15 protein-coding genes and 1 CRISPR repeat array are annotated in these 22,641 nt (G+C 52.2%); of the genes, 14 read left to right on the top strand and 1 reads right to left on the bottom strand.

Features of this window, described 5'->3' with window-relative positions; all coding sequences use genetic code 11:
• Positions 1–81: 81 nt before the first annotated feature.
• The 12 genes from SH467x_RS08195 to cas6f all read left to right on the top strand — a co-directional run bounded on the left by SH467x_RS08195 (position 82) and on the right by cas6f (position 16,541).
• Positions 82–1,569 carry a vWA domain-containing protein gene (locus SH467x_RS08195; RefSeq protein ID WP_482370786.1) on the top strand — a complete coding sequence of 496 codons (1,488 nt, stop codon included), beginning with the start codon at positions 82–84 and terminating at the stop codon, positions 1,567–1,569.
• Positions 1,570–1,577: 8 nt separating this feature from the next.
• Entirely contained in the window at positions 1,578–2,528 is a 951-nt protein-coding gene (locus SH467x_RS08200; RefSeq protein ID WP_482370787.1) for a VWA domain-containing protein, read from the top strand.
• A gap of 18 nt (positions 2,529–2,546) precedes the next feature.
• Positions 2,547–3,716: a prenyltransferase/squalene oxidase repeat-containing protein gene (locus tag SH467x_RS08205; RefSeq protein ID WP_482370788.1), complete on the top strand. Its 1,170-nt coding sequence runs from the start codon at positions 2,547–2,549 to the stop codon at positions 3,714–3,716.
• A gap of 88 nt (positions 3,717–3,804) precedes the next feature.
• The gene (locus SH467x_RS08210; protein ID WP_482370789.1) at positions 3,805–5,256 is read left to right on the top strand and encodes a leucyl aminopeptidase; all 1,452 of its coding nucleotides are present in this window, start codon (positions 3,805–3,807) and stop codon (positions 5,254–5,256) included.
• Positions 5,253–5,999 (top strand): tRNA (adenosine(37)-N6)-threonylcarbamoyltransferase complex dimerization subunit type 1 TsaB, encoded by a 747-nt coding sequence (tsaB, locus tag SH467x_RS08215; protein ID WP_482370790.1) that lies wholly within the window; start codon positions 5,253–5,255, stop codon positions 5,997–5,999. Before SH467x_RS08210 ends, tsaB begins: the two co-directional genes overlap by 4 nt.
• A 43-nt stretch (positions 6,000–6,042) precedes the next feature.
• Positions 6,043–7,209 (top strand): (E)-4-hydroxy-3-methylbut-2-enyl-diphosphate synthase, encoded by a 1,167-nt coding sequence (gene ispG, locus SH467x_RS08220; RefSeq protein WP_482370791.1) that lies wholly within the window; start codon positions 6,043–6,045, stop codon positions 7,207–7,209.
• A 910-nt stretch (positions 7,210–8,119) separates the two neighbouring features.
• Complete coding sequence (gene cas1f / locus SH467x_RS08225) at positions 8,120–9,082, top strand: type I-F CRISPR-associated endonuclease Cas1f (RefSeq protein ID WP_482370792.1); 963 nt, start codon at positions 8,120–8,122, stop codon at positions 9,080–9,082.
• Positions 9,079–12,429 (top strand): type I-F CRISPR-associated helicase Cas3f, encoded by a 3,351-nt coding sequence (gene cas3f / locus SH467x_RS08230; protein WP_482370793.1) that lies wholly within the window; start codon positions 9,079–9,081, stop codon positions 12,427–12,429. The genes cas1f and cas3f overlap by 4 nt, the downstream gene beginning before the upstream one ends.
• A gap of 201 nt (positions 12,430–12,630) precedes the next feature.
• Entirely contained in the window at positions 12,631–13,875 is a 1,245-nt protein-coding gene (gene csy1 / locus SH467x_RS08235; protein WP_482370794.1) for a type I-F CRISPR-associated protein Csy1, read from the top strand.
• The gene (gene csy2, locus SH467x_RS08240; RefSeq protein ID WP_482370795.1) at positions 13,872–14,717 is read left to right on the top strand and encodes a type I-F CRISPR-associated protein Csy2; all 846 of its coding nucleotides are present in this window, start codon (positions 13,872–13,874) and stop codon (positions 14,715–14,717) included. Before csy1 ends, csy2 begins: the two co-directional genes overlap by 4 nt.
• A gap of 148 nt (positions 14,718–14,865) precedes the next feature.
• Positions 14,866–15,882, top strand: coding sequence for a type I-F CRISPR-associated protein Csy3 (csy3, locus tag SH467x_RS08245; RefSeq protein WP_482370796.1), 1,017 nt, complete (start codon positions 14,866–14,868; stop codon positions 15,880–15,882).
• A 2-nt stretch (positions 15,883–15,884) separates the two neighbouring features.
• Positions 15,885–16,541: a type I-F CRISPR-associated endoribonuclease Cas6/Csy4 gene (gene cas6f / locus SH467x_RS08250; RefSeq protein ID WP_482370797.1), complete on the top strand. Its 657-nt coding sequence runs from the start codon at positions 15,885–15,887 to the stop codon at positions 16,539–16,541.
• 140 nt (positions 16,542–16,681) lie between these two features.
• Positions 16,682–19,350: a CRISPR direct-repeat array (repeat unit 28 nt; unit sequence GTTCACTGCCGCACAGGCAGCTTAGAAA).
• A 289-nt stretch (positions 19,351–19,639) separates the two neighbouring features.
• Here the strand turns inward: cas6f and SH467x_RS08255 are convergent.
• A complete protein-coding gene (locus SH467x_RS08255) occupies positions 19,640–19,900 on the bottom strand; it encodes a hypothetical protein (RefSeq protein ID WP_482370798.1) in 261 nt (86 codons plus the stop codon).
• Positions 19,901–20,568: 668 nt separating this feature from the next.
• Between SH467x_RS08255 and SH467x_RS08260 the strand changes: the two genes are divergently transcribed.
• Positions 20,569–21,450 (top strand): hypothetical protein, encoded by an 882-nt coding sequence (locus SH467x_RS08260; protein WP_482370799.1) that lies wholly within the window; start codon positions 20,569–20,571, stop codon positions 21,448–21,450.
• A gap of 52 nt (positions 21,451–21,502) precedes the next feature.
• Positions 21,503–22,339 (top strand): DUF1559 domain-containing protein, encoded by an 837-nt coding sequence (locus tag SH467x_RS08265; RefSeq protein WP_482370800.1) that lies wholly within the window; start codon positions 21,503–21,505, stop codon positions 22,337–22,339.
• Positions 22,340–22,641 lie beyond the last annotated feature (302 nt).

A 22,641-nucleotide genomic window follows, 5' to 3' on the forward strand; every position in this document is an offset into this window, starting at 1 on the left:
CTACCGACGGCATGATACAAAGAGAAACGTCAACGGCCGGCCCGTTGACGACCCCACGCCCTATCTAGCCGAGTCCACGCCATGAGTCGCGCCCCCGATGACGCATTGCTTGCGCAAGCAGAATTAGCCTTGGAAACGCTCCGCTTCAAAGAGCGCGCTGCCCTTTACCACGCCGCTGCCCAATGGCTCCAAGCGGCTTTACGGCAAGCCGAACACGGAAACCGTGAACCCCTGGAGCACTGGTTTCTCCAACATCGAGACTTGATCGACCTACCCCTCTCGCCGAACGATCCATCACCAAGTCCAGGTACGAGCCAAGACCCGATTCCAGGGTACGAACCGATTCCAAGGTACGAGTCGGTTCCAAATGAATCTCCATGGGCGGAGATGGAAGCGGCCATCCTCCAGCGGAAACGAGAGGAACAGCCGGTTCCCGACGGTGAATCGGAGCTGACAGAATCGCCATCGCTCGTCCCGGAGACCGAGTCCTCCGAAGAAGAGATACCATCCCCCGGCATCGACTCACCTTCGACGTCATCGGATGTGACCGACATCGAAGCCGCAGCCGTCATCGCTAGCCCCTTTCACTTGGATCACGAAAGGGCGCCCACGCACCGATCAAAACGACCTTGGTGGCGCGCATCCCATGTCTGGATCAGCGCTGCAGTGCACGCATTCGCCATCGGCCTATTGAGTTTGGTCGTCATCCAGCAAATCAGCCAACCACAAGTCTTAGCAATCGTCTCGGCGACCGTCGAAGCGGAGGAGGTACTTGTGGAAACTCCCATGGAATCACCCAGCGAGTTAGAGGCGGAGCCCGTGGAAACCTTAGCGATGGAAACGCCGAACTTCGATCCCGACATCCCCGACATTCCCGATCCGACCATGTCCGAACTCGATCTGTCGGGGCCACTCTTGACACAGGAGAACAGCGCCCGAGAGGTCGCGAAGGCCCTTCAAGCCAAACCGGTCTCGGCGCCGGGAAAGAATTGGGTTGCCGGAGCGGAATTCTTTGGCGTGAAAGCCACCGGCAATACGTTTGTCTACATCGTCGACTGCTCACCGAGCATGAGACGGGATAACGCATTCGACTTTGCCAAGCAGGAGATCACGCGATCGTTGCAAAGCATGAAGCCGTCGCAGAGGTTCTCGATCCTCTTCTTTGGAAAGGAAGTCGAACGGCTTGAGTTCAGTCCCGGCCAGCCCGAGGAGTTTCCTGTCCCCGCCACTCCTGAAAACGTTGAAAAGACACTCCGTTGGATGGCTCGTTGCAGCATTCAAAAAGAGGGGCTCCCTCCCAACGACGCGCTCGATTTGGCCATCGCCATGCAGCCGGATGGCGTTTTCCTCTTGTTTGACGGAGATACTCGCGTCGACGTCCCAAAACACCTTGGACAAGCCAACCGCTCCACCGATATACTCACATCTGGGGAGCCTCGGGTCCCGATCCATGTTGTCCATTTTTTCCTCGACGAGTTTGCACCCGCCATGCAACGCGTGGCCGCCGAGAATTTAGGGACTTACCGATTCATCCCTCGACCGGAGCGGGGTTCGAAATCCAAGCGATAGTGGGAATCATGAATAAAAATCAGCATGATCGAAGCCCCCCCTCGCTCGCGTCTTGGATTTCATTCTTAGTCAGTTTCTTGGTCCACCTCACCGCCTGCCTGGCGCTTGCCGTTTTGCTCATCGGCGGTCAAGGAAACTCGGGTAATGACATCGTCATCTCGATGTCCTCCTCGTCCGACTCCGAGACGGAATCGCTCGCGCTGCTAGAACTCGATTCCGTTCAACCAGAACTCACAGAAGAAATCAACGAACCAGTCGAAATCACCACTCCCACCCTCGATGTCGACGTCCAAGTAGAAATCGATGCGTCGCAGGTCGTTGCCTCCGACCTGTCCGCAGTCCGTCAAGCCTCAGGGGTGCGCGCCGGTGTTCAAGACGCCGAGGAAGAAGCGTCCCAAAAGACAGAGGGGCAATCCAAGGCTCAATTCTTCGGAGCGGAAGCTTCGGGGAATCGTTTTGTTTTTGTGATTGATTCCTCGGGTTCGATGCGAGGGCCGCGATGGGAAGCCCTTTGCGTGGAATTAGAACGAGCCTTGAAAAGTCTTTCGACCGATCAAGAGTTCTTTGTCATTAGCTTTGACTCCATGCCCCATCCCATGTTCGATCAACCACCCCCTCAGGGTAAATTCCTTACAGCCGTTCCCCGTTCGGTTCGACGCGTTCGCAATTGGCTTCGCAGTTTGAACCTAGGCAGCAACACCTACCCTGCGTCCTCGCTCGCCATGGCGCTTTCACTGCAGCCCGATGCGATCTTTCTCCTATCCGATGGTGAAATCATGGATAACACCGTCAACGAGCTTCGAACCTACAATCGGGTACGGTCTGAAAAGGGATACGAGGTAGCCGTCCCCATTCATACCGTTCTATTGCATAGCGTCGTCGGCTTCCAAACCTTGGAAAGAATCGCCGAAGAGAACGACGGAACGTTTACGCCCGTCCCCTTTGGAAATCGAGATTGATCCGAACACGATCGCTTCATGACCCCCATCACCATCCGAACCACACCCATCCTGAGAAAACCATTTCGATCCACCGCGACCCTATTGGTGTGCAACGTTGCATGTATCGCAGTTTGGCTTTCTGTCTGGGACCGCTCGGGCGCCGCATCTGCTCAGGAGCCCGCACCTCCCGTCGTCGCGACCACGGATCGATTGCTCCCTACCGAAATCGATGACTCCGTCCAACGGGGCATTGCGTTTTTGATAAGTCAACAAAAGAGCAGTGGCGCGATTGTTGACCGAGGCCACGACAATGCGATGACCGCTATGGCGATTATGGCGATGGCGGCCGTTGGACATCAACCGGTCGACAACACACCGGAAGGGCTCTCGATGCGCAAAGCGCTGCAGTATCTCCTGGGGGAGAACCGGCAAGATCGATCGGGATACTTCGGTGCAAGCGATGGTTCACGCATGTATGGACACGGCATCGTCACCTTGATGCTCACCGAGATGCTTGGCATGGGACACGACCCGAGCATGAACGAGAAGATCCATGACAGCTGTCAGAAAGCGATCGACTTGATCGTCCGCAGTCAAAAGATTCGAAAGCCCGGTTATGCCAAAGGTGGGTGGCGGTATACACCCGATGCCGCCGATAGCGATCTTTCTATCACGGTGTGGCAAGTCATGGCGCTCCGGAGTGCGAAGAACGATGGACTCGAAGTCCCCTCGGAGACGATTGATGAAGCCGTCGGATACTTGATCCGGTCCTACACCTCCCCTGTCGATGCGAGCGGAGTTCCGAAGATTCGCAAGAACGGGTTTTCGTACGAAGCCCACAACGACAATCCGACGTTCTCGATGACGTCAGCTGGATTGCTCGCGATGCAGGTTTGTGGGGAATACGAATCGGAATTGGTCCAAGGGGCGACGGAATGGTTGCAGGAGCATCCCCCCACCTGGGCCGACCGCTTCGTTTTGTATGGCGTTTACTATTACGCGCAAGGCATGCATCAGCGGGGAGGCAAGGTTGCCGAAGAGGCCGAAGAGGTCGTCCGCAAGCTGCTTCTCGACAAACAACAGCCCGACGGAGCTTGGAATTCCTCCAGCGGGGAAGAGCAAAACGCAGGGAAGGTTTACTGCACGGCTTTAGCGATCCTAAGTCTGTCGGTAAAGTATCACTTCCTCCCGATCTACCAAAGGTAGAAACGGATCGATTCGATGGAATGGTTTGGCGTTATTCCCCCCTGCATACATCCCCGTGCATACATCCCCGTGAGAGTTTGGTGGTTCCATGCAATGTGTCCGCTCCCTTCCCAATTGGCTTGGCTCCCCCTGCGACGCGATCGTCCTCGCCACTCCCGAAAACTGGCGAGCTGCCGCTCATCTCACGGAGGCCGATCAAGCGACCAACGGACTCTTGTCGCGATTGCTGGAATCGGGTGAGGTTTCGACCAAGCCTTGGAAGACGACCCTGCTGCAATCTCCTGCGGGGATCGCGACCAAGCAACTGGTCTTGGTGGGTATCGGCTCGGCATCGGATTGGAATCCCCTCACGGCCGGCCGCGCAGCAGGGGCCGGCATGAAGCTCCTTGCAAGCAAATCGCGAGAACTCGTCCGGTTCGTCGGATTCACCGGAAGCGGGGAAATCGAACGGGCCGCGGTGGCCGGAGCGATGGTCGGGTGCGTTGGGCAAGACCTCTTCCGAAAGGAAAAGTCCCTCTACGAACCAGAAAGCTTGGAATGGCACGATCTCCAAGAAGAGAACCTTCGCAAGGGACTTGCCATCGGGGAATCGGTGAACCTCACTCGAAAGCTGGTCAATCTCCCCCCGAACTACCTGTACCCCGAAACCTTCGCGGAGGCTGCGCAAGGAGTCGCGCATCAACACAAACTGTCGATAGACATCTGGGACAAAACCAAACTGGAAAGCGAACGATGCGGCTCCCTTCTCGGGGTAGCGCGAGGTTCGGTCAAGGAACCCCGTTTGATCATTCTCCAGTACCGGGGCGACGAACCAACCGTTGCACCCATCGCATTGGTCGGCAAAGGAGTGACGTTCGACAGCGGTGGGTACTCGATCAAACCGACCGACGGGATGCTCACCATGAAGTGCGACATGGCTGGTGCAGCGACCGTGCTGGGAATCATGCAAGCTGCGGCACGCCTTCAAGCCCGATGCAATTTAGTAGCCGTCGTCGGATTGGTCGAGAACTTGATCTCCGGAGATGCATTCAAGCTCGGAGATGTCCTCACCGCACGGAGTGGCAAAACGATCGAGATCCATAACACGGATGCCGAAGGACGGCTGGTGCTCGCCGATTGTCTGGACGTGGCTGCCGGATTCTCCCCTTCGAAGATCGTGGACTTCGCCACGCTAACCGGAGCTTGCTGCGTCGCGTTGGGGAACGATATCTCCGGCCTGATGACCAATGCGACCCAGTGGCAATCGGAGATCCAGTCGGCGGCAGAGCGCTGCGGCGAGTATGTATGGCCACTCCCCATGCACAGTTTCTTTTCCGAGCAAATCGCCGGAAAAGTCGCCGATATCAAGAACGTAGGCGAGGGACGCTGGGGCGGAGCCATCACCGCTGCGAAATTCCTGGAAGAGTTCGTGCAGCAGATCCCTTGGACCCATATCGACATCGCCGGCCCCTCCTTCTTGGATAGCCCCAAAGCTTGGTGCGATGCGGGAGGGAGCGGAACATTGGTTCGTACCTTCGCAGAATTACTGAGCAGCTCGTGAGCGTTCTCTTAGCATTGGAGACGAGTGGCAAATCAGGCTCCGTCGCCATCATCGATCGCTCGGGAGATCCTGCTTCGGTGCAATCGATTGTTCTTCCAGACGATATTGGTTCGGGGCAGTCGCTGGCGCCTGCTATCCGAAGATTGCTGGATCAGAGTGGGCTTGCCACGTCCCAGATCGGATGCATCGCCTTGCTCACAGGGCCAGGATCGTTCACCGGTCTTCGGGTCGGAGTCGCGACGGCCAAGGCGATGGGGTACGGGTTGGGATGCCCGATCGTGGAGTTGGATACGCTCGATGCGATTCATTGGCAATGCGAAGCGTTGGTTCCCGATCGAGTCCGTTGGACCCATGTATTGCTGGACGCGTTTCGGGGTCAATTGTTCTGGAAACAATGGGGAGGAGACGTTTCGAGTCCCCATGCCGGGACGCAAGCCATCGACATCGAGGATTTTTTGATGGAGTTGCAGCGGTTAGGTCCGAGTAAGCACCATCGATTGGCCGGGCCCGGCTGTGATCGGCTGCGCAGGTTTTTGGCCAACGAAGAGGGGATGGACGCGTGGAGTGCTTGGCTGGAAGGGGTGCAGTGGCTGGAAGACTCGCGATTTTCCCCGCAAGCTGTGACGGTCGCGAGAATGGGTCGAGAGAAATGGGTGCGGGGAGAGTTCACCGAGTTGTTCGCGTTGCTACCCCATTATTACCGGGGGAGTGCGGCCGAAGAGAAAAAGAAGAAGCTGTCATGAAATTGCCGCGGCGGTATAGTATGAGCTCTGGCACCGAAAACACTTGAGAAGCCCCATGGACATCCAACGCAATCCCACACGTTCCGTCAAAATTGGTTCGATCTACGTCGGTGCGGAGCATCCCATTGCGGTGCAGAGCATGACCGCGACCCACACCACCGATATCGACGCCACCGTCGCCCTCGTGAACGACCTTCACCGAGCCGGCGCCCACGTGGTCCGCATCGCCGTCGACTCCGACAAAGACGCTGCGGCACTGGCCGAGATTCGCAAGCAAACCGAGGCCAACCTTTCGGTCGATTTGCAAGAGAACTATCGGCTGGTCGAGAAAGTCGCACCGCACGTCGACAAGGTCCGATACAACCCCGGGCATCTGTATCATCATGAGCGGACCCGGCCTTGGCAGGACAAGGTGAAGTTTCTTGCTGAGGTCGCAGCAGCGAATGACTGCGCCATGCGTGTTGGAGTGAATTGCGGGAGCGTCGACCCAGCGCAAAAAGAGAAGTTCGACGAATCCGATTCCATCGGCCCCATGTTAGCGTCGGCGTTTGAGCATTGCGAGCTTCTCGATTCCATCGGGTTCACGCGCTACGTCGTATCGTTGAAGGATAGCGATCCGACGAAAGTGGTGGAGGTGAATCGCCGGTTCGCCGAGGCGCGGCCTGACATTCCGTTGCACCTGGGAGTGACCGAAGCGGGACTTCCTCCGGATGGGATTATCAAGACTCGGATTGCGTTTGAGCAGCTATTGGGTCGGGGCATTGGAGACACATTGCGAGTGAGTCTCACCGTCCCCAACCTAAAGAAGTCGATGGAGATCGAAGCGGGGATGCAGATCATTGACGACATCCGCAACGGTCGGCTCCGCTCGGTCGTCGCATTGGATCCGACCAAGTTGAACATCATCTCGTGTCCAAGTTGCTCGCGCGTTGAGAACGAAGCGTTTGTGGAGTTAGCGCAAGACGTAAAGGCGATGACCGAGTACGCCAAAGACTACGCGATCACGATCGCCGTCATGGGATGCAGAGTGAATGGACCTGGTGAAACCGACGACGCGGATCTTGGGCTATGGTGCGGCCCGAATCGTGTGAATCTCAAGAAGGGTGGCGAAGCCTTGGGCTCATTCCCGTACGACGAGATCTTGAGCAAGCTAAAAGAAGAGCTCGACAAGTTAATCATAGAAAAGTCGGGCCTCGCCAATCTGGCATAAGGAACCACGGAACACGCTGAACACACGGAATGGGATCTCAAGCTCTGACGGCGTTTTTTCTGTGTATTCTGTGTATTCTGTGGTGAATGAAATCGAGGCACCATCGAATGGTGCGCTGACAATGTCGATCTGTGGTCCCCAACAGATCTGGAGCGCCTCACGCATTACCCAGTTCAAAAACCTCTCCCCATAGCACAACGCTGCGCAGAAGGCTGCGGGGCCGGTAATGGAACAGTAAGTTGTTTGATAGCCGCGTGGTCTTGCGCGCAGAAACGGTCGAGGACGACCGTTCGACGAGATTCATCTCAAGTCTTTACATTTGCAACGCACCTTGCGTTGTGCCCTTCACCCCATATTGACTTAGGGTGGTGTATCGATTCACAATGGTAGTCAGTGCCCCTGCCATGCCCTACCGCCCCATTCACTGCCCCGTTCACCGCCCTTCGCTCGCCCATGCACCCCAACGCTTCTATCTTTCGATGCCATCGTATATGGGCATCTTCCATTCCGAACCGTGGCGGAAGCCTGCCAACCGCTTTAGCACGACTGCGTTGGCCGATATCCAAATATCTGATGAATATTTTTTTCATCGGAGTGACCGTTGGTGTCACCGCGTTGGGTTTCACTGTTTGCTACTGACATCACCATCGAAGATTGAAAAGAAGTTGTATGACACAGAGAAACTTTTCCGATTGGTTTCGCCTCCTATGCGGCCACTCGGCTCATCTGGTGTGTGCCACTGCGAGTTCTTGTCCGACAGGCATTTCAAACGCCAAATGGATCGCCAAGCCCTTGAACAGTGCGATGGAGACGACTAGCACACTCTGTTGGATCGACTGGAAGTTACTTGATCCGGAAGTCGACGGATAACAGCTCCCTTTTCGTCAGGTCCATTCACCGAGATCAGTCAATGTTTGAACCGTCATCCAGCAAACCCCGTGAGATTCTACATTCGCAACGTGGAAACCTTGAGTATCTCGAACATTGTCGCGTCATGGTTAAGGACGACCGAGTTCTTTATTTGAAGGCAATGAATGACCAAAAGGTCGACACTTTCTGGAACATTCCGATCGCAAATACGACAGTGGTTCTACTCGGAACAGGTACGTCGATCACCCAAGCTGCTGTACGCAAAATGGCTGAGGCTGGCGTCATGATTGGATTCTGTGGTACTGGTGGTACGCCACTCGTATCGGGAACCGATGTCGAATGGCTCTCGCCGCAGTCTGAGTATCGGCCCACCGAGTACATTCAACAGTGGCTATCTTTTTGGTTTGACGACACGAAGCGAACGAAGGTGGCCAAATTCTTCCAAACAAAACGCGTCGAGTATATCAAAACAATCTGGGCAAAAGAGGTTACGTTTCAGGACTATGGTATTGACCCATCAGAATTCGACGTAAGCCGAGCCATCGATTCCTTCGTCGTGACCAACCGCAATGCAGAATTGATTCAGGATCTACTGGCTGCAGAGGGTCGGTTGACAAAAGCCTTCTACAAGTATGCTGCTAACGTCACAGGTCAAGACAACTTTCAACGCGAACCGACAAGTACGGACGATGCAAATCGATTCCTTAACCACGGAAACTACCTCGCCTACGGCTTGGCAGCAACATGCTTATGGTGCCTCGGGATTCCTCATGGTTTCGCGGTGATGCACGGCAAGACACGTCGAGGTGCACTCGTTTTCGATATCGCAGACTTAGTTAAGGATGCTATTGTGCTGCCACAGGCGTTTGTTTCTGCAGGCGAAGGGCGGAATGAACGCGAATTTCGGGAAACCGTTCTTGAACTTTTTCTCAAACATAAAGCACTAGATCGCATGTTCAATGTCGTCAAGGAGGCAGCCACGTTCGGTGCGAATCTACCATGATCGTTACATTCGTCTCGGAATGTCACAAGAACTCCCTAAAGCTCACTCGAAAAGTTCTCGATGCCTACGCGCACCGTATTGGACAACGAACGTGGCAGACAACTATCACCGAGCAGGGGCTACAAGCAGTTCGTGAACGATTATCCAAAACGGCTAGAAAATCGACATCCGTCGCATGTCATCGAATCCATAGCACGCGTCGAAGTGAGTTGCTTTGGGTCGTTGGTAATCGAACTCCATTCGATTCATCCGGCAATGTCGCTGTCAACTATACGACTCGCGACATCCTGAAGATCGATGACGAAAACGATTGGCGATTCCTAGAGCTACTACAATCGATGGTCGCAATTGCTGCTTTGTTTCATGACTTTGGGAAAGCATGGGATCCTTTCCAAATGGCGCTTAATTCACCGCCGAGCGGCAAGTTCACTCCCTTGGATCCTTGGCGGCACGAATGGGTATCGGTTCTACTGTTCGTCGCGTATGTCGATGGCAGGGATGATGCTTCTTGGCTTGATGAATTAGCGGGAATCAACGAGCTAACGAGCGAATCGCTATCGCTTCTTTCCAGTCAAACGATTGAAAAAGCGGCAGAAAATTCAAGGAGAATTGCCCCGTTAAGTGAGAGGCAGACGACATGGTTGGTTCGATGCGTGTCATGGCTCATCGTATCGCACCACCGCGTTCCCTTTTTGCCAGGGATCTCTGCATCTGGCAGCGAAGAGAATTTGATCAAGCAAATCAATCAGAACTGGGGCTACGTAAAACTGACGGGAGAGTCACTGGATTACGATAGGCATTGGCGATTCTCTCAGGGGCTTCCATTTCTATCGAACAGTTGGCGTTCTTCCGCGGCCAGATGGGGGCGAAAGCTAAAGCTAGCACGTGAGAACACCGCACTATCAGAAGCGGAAGCATGTCAGCGAATCTTGCTCACACTTGGCAGAACTGCACTCATGCTCGGTGATCATCAATACTCATCGAAACCGGAATCGACTCATTGGAGAACAGATTATCTCCCATACGCTAATACATACAGCAAGGATCAATCGCCAATAACCGCGACGTCCAAGAAGAAGCGGGACATGCGACAGCGGCTCGATGAGCACTTGGTGGAAGTGACAAATGAATCCGTTCGATCCGTACGATTGCTTCCAGCCCTGGAACGTGCCGCGCTAAAAGTTCAAGACAATCGCCCTCTACGAAAACCTAGCAAAGATTCAAGGTTTCGTTGGCAGGACAGAGCAGTCGAAAAGCTAAAAGCATGGCAATCTGAGCAGGGAAGCGACCTCCTTGGATTCTTTGCAATAAACATGGCGAGCACCGGGACAGGGAAGACCTTTGCCAATGCAAAGATAATGAATGCAATTTCACCTAAAGGGCTTCGATATACGCTTGCCCTCGGTCTCCGAACCCTTACGCTCCAAACAGGAGATGAATACAAGTCAAAATTACGACTTGATCCAGCCGAGCTGGCGATCTTAGTCGGCTCCAAAGCAGTCCGTACATTGCATGAGCAAAGAAGAGCGGGCTTCGGGACCTCATTAGTCCCATCAGAGCAATCTGACAGTTTCGGATCAGAGTCAGAAGAAGATCTTGATTGGAGTTGGGACTTTCTCGATAGCGACATGATACCCGACGATGCAGTGTCGACAATCGTGAGCACGCCAAAGCAGCGACAGATCCTCAAATGTCCGATCTTAGTTTGCACGATCGACCATATCATGCCTGCTGTCGAGAATGTTCGAGGTGGTCAGCACATCTTGCCGCTTCTCCGCCTCGTATCTTCTGATCTGGTTATCGATGAAGTGGATGACTTCGACCTTCTCGATATGCCTGCGATATCGAGGCTCATCCATTTGGCAGGAATGCTGGGTCGGCGTGTGATGATCTCATCTGCCACCATTCCTCCTGCTATTGCCAACGGACTATTTCATTCATATTGTACCGGCTATTCTCAATTCGCTAAGTTGCGTAACCGCCAGCCGCGAATTGCAGCCTTCTGGACGGACGAATTTGGATCCATCGTTCATCATCCCGATTCCGAGAAGACTTTTTCAGTGCACCATGAAACGTTCGTCACAAAGCGATGCAATAAACTAGTTGGCATCGAGCCACCCGTTCGTTCGGCAAGCTTGTTCTCCGTCGGAGGAAGTGAAAATGTCGAATCCGCAACTGAAGACCGTAAGCTGGTTTGGTTTTCTGCAATGAAGGATGCGGCGATCACATTGCATCGCCGACATGGACTACAAGACGAAGAAACGGGAAAACATTTTTCCGTTGGTGTAATTCGCATGGCTAACGTGGATCCGTGCATCCAACTATCTCGCTACCTCCTGACTTGTGAACTACCAGACGATATCGAAGTACGGGTCATGACGTATCATGCAAGGCAAGTCATGCTGTTACGGTCTTATCAAGAACGATATTTGGACGAATTGTTGAATCGAAAACAAGGCCAATCTCCCAATTCTGATTCAACCGTACGACAACACCTGTCGGGCTCAACAAAACCGAACGTCCTTTTTATAGTCGTGGCGAGCCCAGTGGTGGAGGTTGGTAGGGATCACGATTACGATTGGGCTGTCATTGAGCCATCTTCCATTCGTTCAATCATTCAAATGGCAGGAAGAGTCCGACGGCACCGATCGAACTCAGACTTGGATAGTGGTCCAAATCTGGCACTCGCCAACTTAAACTATCGTGCATTCGTTCGAGGCGAGAAGATCGCATTTCGACGACCTGGATTCGAGGGTGGTGACAAAGCAAACGGTGGGGGGATCGTTCTGACTTCCAAAAATCTTGTCGACTTAATCGATGCTGAGGCATTTGCTAAGCGAGTAGATGCAAGTCCACGAATCAGCTGCCCACCAAATCTGAAGCCGGAATGCAGCCTTTCGCACCTGGAGCACTTCGTTCTGCAAAAGGTGTTCCAAGATGAAGACATTGGCCCTTCTGGAGTCAGAGCGTGGACAACCGGGAGTCTTTATCTAACACAAGCATGTCAAGTTTCTTCCCCGTTTAGGGCATCAAAAGGTGATTGGCCATTCAAGTTATTTGTGAGTTCCGAAGATGAAGTTTATTTCTGCGAAGTCGATCCCAAAACCACCAGACTCGATTACCCATCACCGACAAAGGCAGCACGAGTCAGTGTATCCGATCTCAATAGCACCGAACGGTCACGCCTTTGGTACACGTTGGATGTCGTGTCTCTCGTACAACATCAGCAGGAACGACTTGGCCGCTCGCGATTCCATGTTTGCGACACATTTTGTGAAATTAGGCTTTGGGATCCCAGCGGCCAAAAGCAATTTCGCTGGTGCGCTGAGTTGGGTGCCTTTTCTTAGCATGTCTATTTTAACACCAAAAAGGTAGACCAAGAAAACAAGAGTCGTGCTACGCCAATCATTCGCGATGTCTGTCTTGTGATTTCGAATGTCGACGCACCAGAAAGTGTGCCGAACCGGATGAAAACCTGTAATTACTACATTCCGCACCGTTATTGTGCCCCAACAACCTACCCACTATAGGAAAGACGAGGAAAGATAATGCCCAATGCGATAGAAGCGTTTCTTGCAAGCCGGAAGGCTGCGCGTGAAAAGAATCCGGCAGGAAGGACGCAGAACCAGATCGACGAAGAGTTCTATCCACCCACTTGGATCGGAAATGCTGCAAAACGAATCGGGAAATTATCTCTTGTCACTCATCCACCGAAATACAGTCACCCCACCGCGGATTCCACTGCGATTATCGTCGCTGGCTCTCCGTCTCCCGATGGATTCTTGCGAACTGGTAATGTCCCCGACGTTCCGTCAGATGTATATGGTGACGCGGCCCTGCTAGATGCGTACGCATTCGTGTCGACCCAGTTAGAGGATGGTCGATCAATACTAGATCATCTCCGCAATAATACGAAATACATCCAACACTTATTTGGATTTGATGATGTAGCTTTCGAGGAGATTCGCCAACAGTTTCTCGTACTAGAACATAACAAGAAAGGCAACCAAACCGATGGGAGAATCAAGCAAGTCTATTTTCCAATAAGTACCGGAGTATCAGATTCAGCGTACCACCTCCTTTCGATCGTAACGCCGTCGGGTCTTGTTTTTGTACATCGCGAGCGGCTACTTGCCTCGAAGTTTTCCGATGACGCGAAACAGGCAAGAGAGGCGAGAAAAAAAGACGAGAAAAGTATCGGAGGATACGATGACTTCCCAAATATTCTGAAGATGCGATTTGGTGGTAGTCAACCGCAAAACGTCAGTCGCCTCAATAGTAGCAATTCCGGTGAAGCTTGGATGTTACCTTCATTGCCACCGAATCTCAGCAATAGCTACTTGCGCGTTCCAAAAAGAGACTTTTTCAATGAACTTCGTTGGGACGACGAGTTCAGGTCATACATCGACTCCGTTCACCGCCTCTTCACGCTAGATTACAACAACATCAACATTCGCGATGGGCGCAAGTACTGGTTCACGCAAATGTTCGACTGGGTCTTCGATCGAGCACTTGTTTTCCAAAGTCTTGATCCGGGATGGTCGCTCAAGGACGAGGTTCAGTTGCCTACTTGGCAAAAACAATGGCTTGATCCGGAATCATATACCGAATCAATTTCTTCGACCGATTGGCGGGAGGAAGTGGTAAAAGCTATTATTCGTTGGATATTAGCAACTTATCGAAAGTTGTATGCAAAGCGAAATGACGCCGCCATTTTGGGGGAACTCGACGAGAAGCAATTCATTTCGGAGATTGATGAGTTTGTCCGCGAAAGCGATGGAGTATTGTTATGACCCAGTATTTGATCGTAAGAAAAATACAAGTTCAAAATGCGAACGCAGTCTCAAGTCCATTCACTTATGGATTCCCTGCAGTCACTTCATTCTTAGGATTTTCCCATGCCTTACAGCGTCATTTCAATACGATGCAATCAGGTAGTCTCAGTATCGAAGGTGTTGGGATTATCTGCCATCGCTTTCAAATGCTTGACCATCGAGATGGCTATGATCGATTTTTTTGTTTGACCGGAAATCCGCTTAACGAAAAAGGAGAACGTGCCCCCTTTGTCGAAGAGGGGAGATGCCGAATGACAATAAGCCTTGTCCTAAAAACCCGTGGATTAGAACAGGTATCCATCGACGCAGTTACTCTCGCAGACATCATCGAATCCAGAATGAAATTGGCGGGAGGAGATATCCTTTCGATGCAAGCTGTTGCGCCAGTATTGGATGATCGAAAAGCCATCCGAATGCTGATGCCAGGCTATGCACTTGTGGAGCGTCGATCCCTCCTCAAGCAATGCATGGTCGAGGGCCTCGATGCTTTCCAAGCATTGCATCAGTACCTAGCCATTCAACATCGATGCAGTGTTGATGATGATGGAGCGGTAACTTGGACATCCGGTCGTCGATCCCCCGGATGGTTCGTTCCCATCGCGACTGGGTTTCAGGCGCTTTCGCCGATTGGGAAGCCAAAGAACGCGAGAGATACATCGACTTCCCATCGCTTCGCGGAAAGTGTTGTAACGCTTGGTGAGTTTGTGATGGCCAGTCGATTCCATTCATTGAGTGATATCCTGTGGCGTTACCGGCATGTAAATGACCTCTACTTGTGTGAACAAGAGATGCAGGCGTAGGTGACGTGTTTGGATAGTTCCCTTTTTGATCTTTGTGGTACATCGAAGAATTCAATCGCAAACAGTGGCTTTGCAAAATCCCACTATGGCGTTTTATGTCGGTCGTAATTTTTGTTTGAAGTTGTCCGTTCCTTTTGGAGTGATTTCTATGGCTAAAAATGGCTCAGGTATCGAGTTTCCATCCGTGCTCGCGTACGAGAAAAAGTTGGTTCCTTCGGATGGGAGGATGTATGCCGTGATGTATTCCGATCGGAATAGTCCCGATGCGATTCCGCTCAAGCTACATATAAAGGCAGTTCGTGGAACCATTTCCAACCGTTTGGCAAAGAAGCTTGAAAATGACCCTGCAAAAATTGATGCAGAGGTAGAGAAAGCAAACCTGCAAACCGTTGACCATTGTGCGTTACCGTCCGATTGCGATACATTGCGACTCCACTTCACTCTGAAAGTCTTGCCAGGCGTACAGAATCCATCCGCGTGCAATGTTGCCTCATTTCAAGAGACATGCCGGAAGGCGATTGACATGTACGCTGAGAGGACCAAATTCGAGGAGTTGGGAAAGCGTTATGCGACCAACCTCGCCAATGGTCGATTCTTGTGGCGGAATCGATTGGGTGCGGAAGAGTTGGAGATCACCGTATCCCAACTGAAAAGCGGTGCGATTGAGAAGTCATGGGTCTTCGATGGATGGAAAATCGGTCTCAAGAACTTTGAGGTTGAATCTGTCAAGGAACTCGGTGAGTTGATCTCCAAAACGCTCACAGGCGAAAACCCATTCTTGTTGCTCGATGTGAAGGCTCATGCCAAGATCGGTTTCGGCCAGGAAGTTTATCCAAGTCAGGAGCTTGTCACGAAGAGCGATGACAAGAGCAAGGTTCTATATTCCGTGGATGGAATAGCTGCGATGCACTCACAGAAGATTGGGAACGCCATTCGCACGATTGATACATGGTATGAGGACGGTACGGAGGTCTCACCCATTGCCGTGGAATCGTACGGCGCGGTTACGAATCTTGGTGTGGCATTTCGAACGCCGAACAAAAAGAATGATTTCTATAGCTTGTTTGATAGCTTCGGGATGGGGAAACCGATTTCTCCGGAGCAAGAACACTATGTGGTTGCGATGTTGGTACGTGGTGGCGTTTTCGGAAAGAGCAGTAAGTAGCCATGGTAGACCAACAAAATCCGGACATTGAGCTGTTCTATCAGGAGATCCATGTTCCTTTTCATGTTGGGCTAAGCGTGGGGAGTCTTATGAGTCTCGCAATGAATCAAATACATTTTGATTTGGTTCGCATCGCAAAGGGCCAGCAATCATGCAACGTTGGAATCAGTTTTCCTGGTTATGCAGACTTTTCGAAGGACAATCCGAGTGGTCGGGCCGACGATACGGTTGAACCCAAGTTGCCGCCGATTGGAGATCGGATCCGATTATTTGCCAAAACGCAATCCGAGCTAGAGGAATTGGGCATTCCGGGGACGCTGACTCGCTTTTCGGACTATCTTGATATTAGTGATATACGTCCGTTGAAGCGGAGAAATATCAGTTGGTCGATTTTTAAACGAAGTCAGCCTACCGGGTCGCCTGAGCGTCTAGCGCGCCGTCGCATGAAGCGATTTGGGGGATCGGCAGACGAGGCAATGGAGCACTTCGCAGGCATGGCTCCGACCATTTTGCGGCTTCCCTATCTGGACATGCAAAGCCATAGTACTAAGAAGCGATTTCGCCTCTTTATTGAGAGAAAACCGCAATTAGGAATGTCGGGTCGATGGGAGTTTAGCACGTACGGGTTGAGTGCTAGCATTGCCGTACCCGATTTCTGACCCTTTTTTTCTTCCCCCCAGAGACCTAGCACTTTCTCTGGAAAATGCGACGCTGAATTGTCGAGACCGAAAAAGGGATGAGTGGGGTTAATCGCCGGCTAGATCCATGATTTAGCTAGGAAATTGGGCCCCCGGTTCTAGTTCACTGCCGCACAGGCAGCTTAGAAAAGCAAGGCGTTCCAGGTCGGCAATACGATCGGGTTCACTGCCGCACAGGCAGCTTAGAAAATTGTACGGTGGAGAAGCCACCCTTGCCACCCGTTCACTGCCGCACAGGCAGCTTAGAAAGGCATAGCTTGCTCCTTTTCGTGAGAGTCAGTGTTCACTGCCGCACAGGCAGCTTAGAAATGCTGAGCATCGAAAAGGACGCACGCGAGACCGTTCACTGCCGCACAGGCAGCTTAGAAATATGTCGATCGGAGCAATGTCGGCCTGTGTTCGTTCACTGCCGCACAGGCAGCTTAGAAACAAAGTCGACGATGGCAAGATCGATGACAAGCGTTCACTGCCGCACAGGCAGCTTAGAAATTGGGCGGCAACGGGATGTTCAATCCGCGAATGTTCACTGCCGCACAGGCAGCTTAGAAAACTCAAGCTGTGCTTGTGCGGTAGAGCTGTTGGTTCACTGCCGCACAGGCAGCTTAGAAATTCGAGTCAATCGCAGCCCACCAAAACAAATCGTTCACTGCCGCACAGGCAGCTTAGAAAGCGATGCAAAGCGGCTCAGCGATTTCGTCGGGGTTCACTGCCGCACAGGCAGCTTAGAAACAGCCTTGTGTCGCTTCAAAGCATTGTAAATCGTTCACTGCCGCACAGGCAGCTTAGAAATCGAATCTCGATGATCGTTATGAACACGTCATGTTCACTGCCGCACAGGCAGCTTAGAAAAGCGGAGCAATACCGGTCTTTGCCAGCAAGAAGTTCACTGCCGCACAGGCAGCTTAGAAAAGTCTGGACCGATTGCGTCGTAAATGTAAATTGTTCACTGCCGCACAGGCAGCTTAGAAAATCGACATGGGCAATGCTTCGCAGTTTCGCAAGTTCACTGCCGCACAGGCAGCTTAGAAATTCGCGATACAACTGCTTCACACGACGCAGCAGTTCACTGCCGCACAGGCAGCTTAGAAAATCTGTTCTTTAGTTAAGAATCCATTGTTGTGGTTCACTGCCGCACAGGCAGCTTAGAAAAACACGATTAACTGACCGTCTCGAAAGCCGCCGTTCACTGCCGCACAGGCAGCTTAGAAATTTTGAAGACTACTCGACCGCCTCGATTATGATGTTCACTGCCGCACAGGCAGCTTAGAAAAACAGGTCAGCCGAATCTATGACAGCTTCGCCGTTCACTGCCGCACAGGCAGCTTAGAAAAACATGGATGCCGCTACGGACTGGGTGGCGGAGTTCACTGCCGCACAGGCAGCTTAGAAAAACTTGGTCGAGCATGGGGAGCAATAAATCGAGTTCACTGCCGCACAGGCAGCTTAGAAAGACAACCGTCTGAAGTCGGATAGTCGAATCAAGTTCACTGCCGCACAGGCAGCTTAGAAACGAATTCAAGGTAGAGGATTGAATCGGCATTTGTTCACTGCCGCACAGGCAGCTTAGAAAGCCGCGATCAATCGTGCGTTGGCTTTGTGCTCGTTCACTGCCGCACAGGCAGCTTAGAAAAATCTCTGCCCTCACGAACAGCAATGCAGCACGTTCACTGCCGCACAGGCAGCTTAGAAATCAAGCGAGCAATCGAGCAGATTGACGCGGAAGTTCACTGCCGCACAGGCAGCTTAGAAAAAGCGAGCTTGGGCGAAATACCTGTTTGCTCCGTTCACTGCCGCACAGGCAGCTTAGAAAGAATTGCATCGATAGGGACGATATTTTCGTCTGTTCACTGCCGCACAGGCAGCTTAGAAAAATGGTACTTGCGAAACGCATCCACCAATTCAGTTCACTGCCGCACAGGCAGCTTAGAAATTCCGTGCTTCACCCTTCGCATTGTCGGTCGTGTTCACTGCCGCACAGGCAGCTTAGAAAATGCTGGATGCTGTTCGCGCTCATCACTCCCCGTTCACTGCCGCACAGGCAGCTTAGAAAATCGTTGAGTGCGAGAGTCGCAGTGGTGCCGGGTTCACTGCCGCACAGGCAGCTTAGAAATTGGATGACGACAGCGAGCGCACGAGACTATTGTTCACTGCCGCACAGGCAGCTTAGAAAAGCAAGAATACGAAAGGCGGGTGAGGGAATGTGTTCACTGCCGCACAGGCAGCTTAGAAATCCGGACGGTTTGCCTGAATGCAGAGAGGACGGTTCACTGCCGCACAGGCAGCTTAGAAATCTGGCCGGAAGTCGAATCGATCGAGGGGATCGTTCACTGCCGCACAGGCAGCTTAGAAAAACTGATCTTGTGCCATGATCTACCTTTCGTTGTTCACTGCCGCACAGGCAGCTTAGAAATCAGATACGCAGTTTGCTGCGCCAGGGTGCGAGTTCACTGCCGCACAGGCAGCTTAGAAATTGTGACCCTTGCGCCGATGTAAATAATTTCCGTTCACTGCCGCACAGGCAGCTTAGAAATCAAGAATATTCGGTTGGGAGACTATTCCTCCGTTCACTGCCGCACAGGCAGCTTAGAAATGCGAACGATTCGCGATCATTCCAGCAACCTTGTTCACTGCCGCACAGGCAGCTTAGAAAAATGAGTTCGTCGCTCGCGCGCAGCAGTTGCTGTTCACTGCCGCACAGGCAGCTTAGAAAGAAGTGTGCCGCAATTGGGAGAGTTGAGTTATGTTCACTGCCGCACAGGCAGCTTAGAAATGAGCATGTTAGATCACTGGTGATTATGAATCGTTCTCGCAACGGCGCGAAGCTCGCAAAGGGGGGACAAAGAAGAGAGAACGTTCAGCCGATCCATTTCCAGCTCTTACCACATCCAAGAAACGAAAGTGCTAGCCTCCTGCGTCGCGCAGCACCATGCAGTCTCCCCTTCTTCCTCCCGTTTGCGCCTTTGCGCCGTGGCGAGAAACTCTCCGGTCCTACTTCAAGTCGATCGACCCGCGCCCATTCAAGCATGGCCTCATTGAAGTATCAATCTCGACAAAGCGATCTAAACTCTGCGAAGGTGCAGTTTTTTTGGAGATGAAAGATAGCTTGCACTTAACACGACCCCTGTTTCCCGCTGATCTCCGTCGACTTCGATGAGCAACTTGGCTTGAACGTGGCTCGTACCGAAGAAGTCACCGGAAATTGGCTCCCGAAGAATACAGAAATCAGGACCTACTTGAGCAAGCTCATGCGGCACTCCGTCAACGACCAGCCATCCGCGAACTTGCGACGAATAACCATTTGATAAAGCGTTGTCGAGCATGCCCAAACTCCGACAGCAATTGTTGGCAATTGTAACGAACTACTTCGCCATAGCCTGGCTCATCCATCTCGTTGATGCAAGACCATTCGTTGGAATCGCGATGCTACACTTCGATCACCCAGGAACGCTCTTTCGTCCCTACCGGGACTTCTCACACCGGGCGCAACCGACCCAGCCTTGAAAGGCTGGGCTATTCTATGCCGTCCCTACCGGGACTAAAATCACCATCCAGCGGAAGGCTGGTTTTAGAAATCGCCTAACGCCGGGGGGAAGCTCTCGCAACGGCGCGAAGCTCGCAACGGGGGACAAAGAACAGAGAACGTTCAGCCGATCCATTTCCAGCCCTTATCACATCCAAGAAACGAAAGGTGCGAGCCTGCCTCCGTCGCGCAGCACCATGCAGCCTCCCCTTCTTCCTCCCGTTTGCGCCTTTGCGCCGTGGCGAGAAACTCTCCGGTCCTATTTCAAGCTGTGCGCTCTACGAGGTTTTGAGATGCCGTCGAACGATGGCGGCCTTCTGCTTCTCGGTAAATTTTCTACGTGGTTTGGCCATCGGAATCCTCCTGGAATCACGCTATGTTAACCTAATCAATGAAAAGTCCACTTTTTAGAGAGACAAGACACCCCCATGCTGGCGGTGGATTGCTTTTTGTTCCTGAGGTTTGGTTATGTTGCCAAGTACTTTTTTCTTGCTTCTACTGCTTCTCACGGACAGAGAGTTTGACCGCGAGAAGACATTGAGAATCGAAGCAGGGAAAGAATTCCTGAGCAGCGCGAGAATCAATAGCTGGGACGAAGTTCTCACGAAAGGAGTCGAGAGCTTCGGCAAGATCGTTTCAAAGAACAGCAAAAGGAAGATGAGCGAATGTTGGATTCAGCCGGATTTTGTATGGTTTAAAAGCTACGACCGTGCTGGAAAAGTTACGATCGATATTGTGAACCCATCCTACTCTGCAAGGATTCTTCTGAAGAATGGTGTTTATAGTATTTCACACGTTGGCGGCCCAGTTCCAGAAGAACCCATTCTTCCTATAGCTGCACTTCCGTTTGCTATTACTTCCTCTGTTTGCTATTACAAGAGTAGTACCGCTTTCTATCTGAAATCGGGGAAACTCGACATTCGCGACTATCGCAAGGAGGGCCCTAAACATTACGTTCAATTGGGTTTCAACGATGATAGCCAGCGGGAGGATTTTGAGATTGTTTTTGACGACGACACCCGGTCGCTACTTCCGTCTGAATTGCGATTCATGTACCTGGGTAGCGAAACTCATACGAAGGTGTTTGACTTTTTTGAAGTCAATGGATACATGATTCCGCGAAAGCTAACCGAGGCAGGAAACGCCGAGGTTGCGGAAATAGAAGTCTTTCCCGATGAGCGATTGGACACGAAAACCTGTTACTTGAGTTACTATGGTTTGCCTGAGCCGCCAGCTTTGAAAACAACAGATTTCGGTCAGTCCGGTAGTAATGCCTACTTGTACGTGTCAGCGGCATTGATTACCGCTGGAATCACGATTTGGCTTCTTCGTAGCAGATATCGGGCTTAGAACAATGTATCGCTCATGCACTTGTCGGAGTGGCCTTACCTCCATTGAATTGATGGTTGTTGTATCCATCATCGCTGTTCTGATCTCGTTATTGTTGCCAGCAGTACAAATGGCTCGCGAGACAGCTAGGCGAGTCAGTTGTTCCAACCATGCAAAACAGCTTGCGTTGGCTCTTCACTTGCACGAGGATGCTATGAAGTCGCTGCCCCCCACACTTTCAGTGGGTCACAGTCCGAATTCAGTGGCTCGCAGTCCAAATTTCTTGCTTCATTGGCAAGCTAGAACGCTTGCGTACCTTGAGCAGCAAGATTTGCTAAACGCCGTGCAGGAGGAAGTTCTACTCGGTGTTCATGTTTATAGGAACTCCAATCGGACTGTCACGATCCCGAGTCTTCAATGCGCATCGAATCCCGACAACGGTTTCTTAGTCAGGCCCGATTTGGGATTTCTGTTCTCGCATACGGACTATTGCGGTGTTGCAGGTGCGCGCGAAGACAATGGGGTCTTCCGTCTGGATATACGACAACTTAAAGGTCGGCGGTTTCGCGATATTACCGGTGGTCTTTCCAACACTCTCATTTTTGGCGAACGACCTCCAAGCGACTTGTTTGCAGGATTTGGTTCTTGGCTAGGAGGGCAGGATTCGACAGGAGCGGCAACCTACCTCGATCCGACGGATTTAACACTCAACGTTACGAACGAGCTGAGTGAGTGTGCAAATAGAGTCCAGCCATTTGGTCCTGGAAAACGGGGTGGACGCTGCGACTGGACCCATCACTGGAGTTTCCACCCAGGTGGGGCCAACTTCGCGATGGCGGACGGATCGATATCCTTCCTGTCTTACCGTATTGATAAACATGTTTTGGCCGATCTCGCGTCGATTGACTAAGCAACCCACCCAGCCTTGAAAGGCTGGTTTTAGAAATCGCCGAACGCAGGGGGGAAGCTCTCGCAACGGCGCGATGCTCGCAACGGGGGACAGAGAACAGAGAACGTTCAGCCGTTCAATACTAAGCCCTTCTTAATTGCGAGAAGGAAAGGTGTGAGCCTGCCTGCGTCGCGCAGCATCATGCAGCCTCCCCTTCTTCCTCCCGTTTGCGCCTTGGCGCCGTGGCGAGAAACTCTCCGGTCCTACTTCAAATCGATCTCATCGGATTTGTTATTGAACCAATGAATTATTCCAGGGGGAGA

The sequence above is a fragment of the Brakhagea slesvicensis genome, assembly GCF_052161625.1.
Lineage (GTDB): Bacteria > Planctomycetota > Planctomycetia > Pirellulales > Pirellulaceae > JBKCUI01.

Excerpts from the sequence above, each read along its gene's own strand:
- cas3f (WP_482370793.1), top strand. The coding sequence starts at position 9,079 with ATGATCGTTACATTCGTCTCGGAATGTCACAAGAACTCCCTAAAGCTC.
- SH467x_RS08195 (WP_482370786.1), top strand. The coding sequence starts at position 82 with ATGAGTCGCGCCCCCGATGACGCATTGCTTGCGCAAGCAGAATTAGCC.
- SH467x_RS08255 (WP_482370798.1), bottom strand. The coding sequence starts at position 19,900 with ATGCTCGACAACGCTTTATCAAATGGTTATTCGTCGCAAGTTCGCGGA.
- csy3 (WP_482370796.1), top strand. The coding sequence starts at position 14,866 with ATGGCTAAAAATGGCTCAGGTATCGAGTTTCCATCCGTGCTCGCGTAC.
- SH467x_RS08260 (WP_482370799.1), top strand. The coding sequence starts at position 20,569 with ATGTTGCCAAGTACTTTTTTCTTGCTTCTACTGCTTCTCACGGACAGA.
- SH467x_RS08205 (WP_482370788.1), top strand. The coding sequence starts at position 2,547 with ATGACCCCCATCACCATCCGAACCACACCCATCCTGAGAAAACCATTT.
- SH467x_RS08210 (WP_482370789.1), top strand. The coding sequence starts at position 3,805 with ATGCAATGTGTCCGCTCCCTTCCCAATTGGCTTGGCTCCCCCTGCGAC.
- cas6f (WP_482370797.1), top strand. The coding sequence starts at position 15,885 with ATGGTAGACCAACAAAATCCGGACATTGAGCTGTTCTATCAGGAGATC.
- cas1f (WP_482370792.1), top strand. The coding sequence starts at position 8,120 with ATGTTTGAACCGTCATCCAGCAAACCCCGTGAGATTCTACATTCGCAA.
- SH467x_RS08265 (WP_482370800.1), top strand. The coding sequence starts at position 21,503 with ATGGTTGTTGTATCCATCATCGCTGTTCTGATCTCGTTATTGTTGCCA.
- SH467x_RS08200 (WP_482370787.1), top strand. The coding sequence starts at position 1,578 with ATGAATAAAAATCAGCATGATCGAAGCCCCCCCTCGCTCGCGTCTTGG.
- csy1 (WP_482370794.1), top strand. The coding sequence starts at position 12,631 with ATGCCCAATGCGATAGAAGCGTTTCTTGCAAGCCGGAAGGCTGCGCGT.
- csy2 (WP_482370795.1), top strand. The coding sequence starts at position 13,872 with ATGACCCAGTATTTGATCGTAAGAAAAATACAAGTTCAAAATGCGAAC.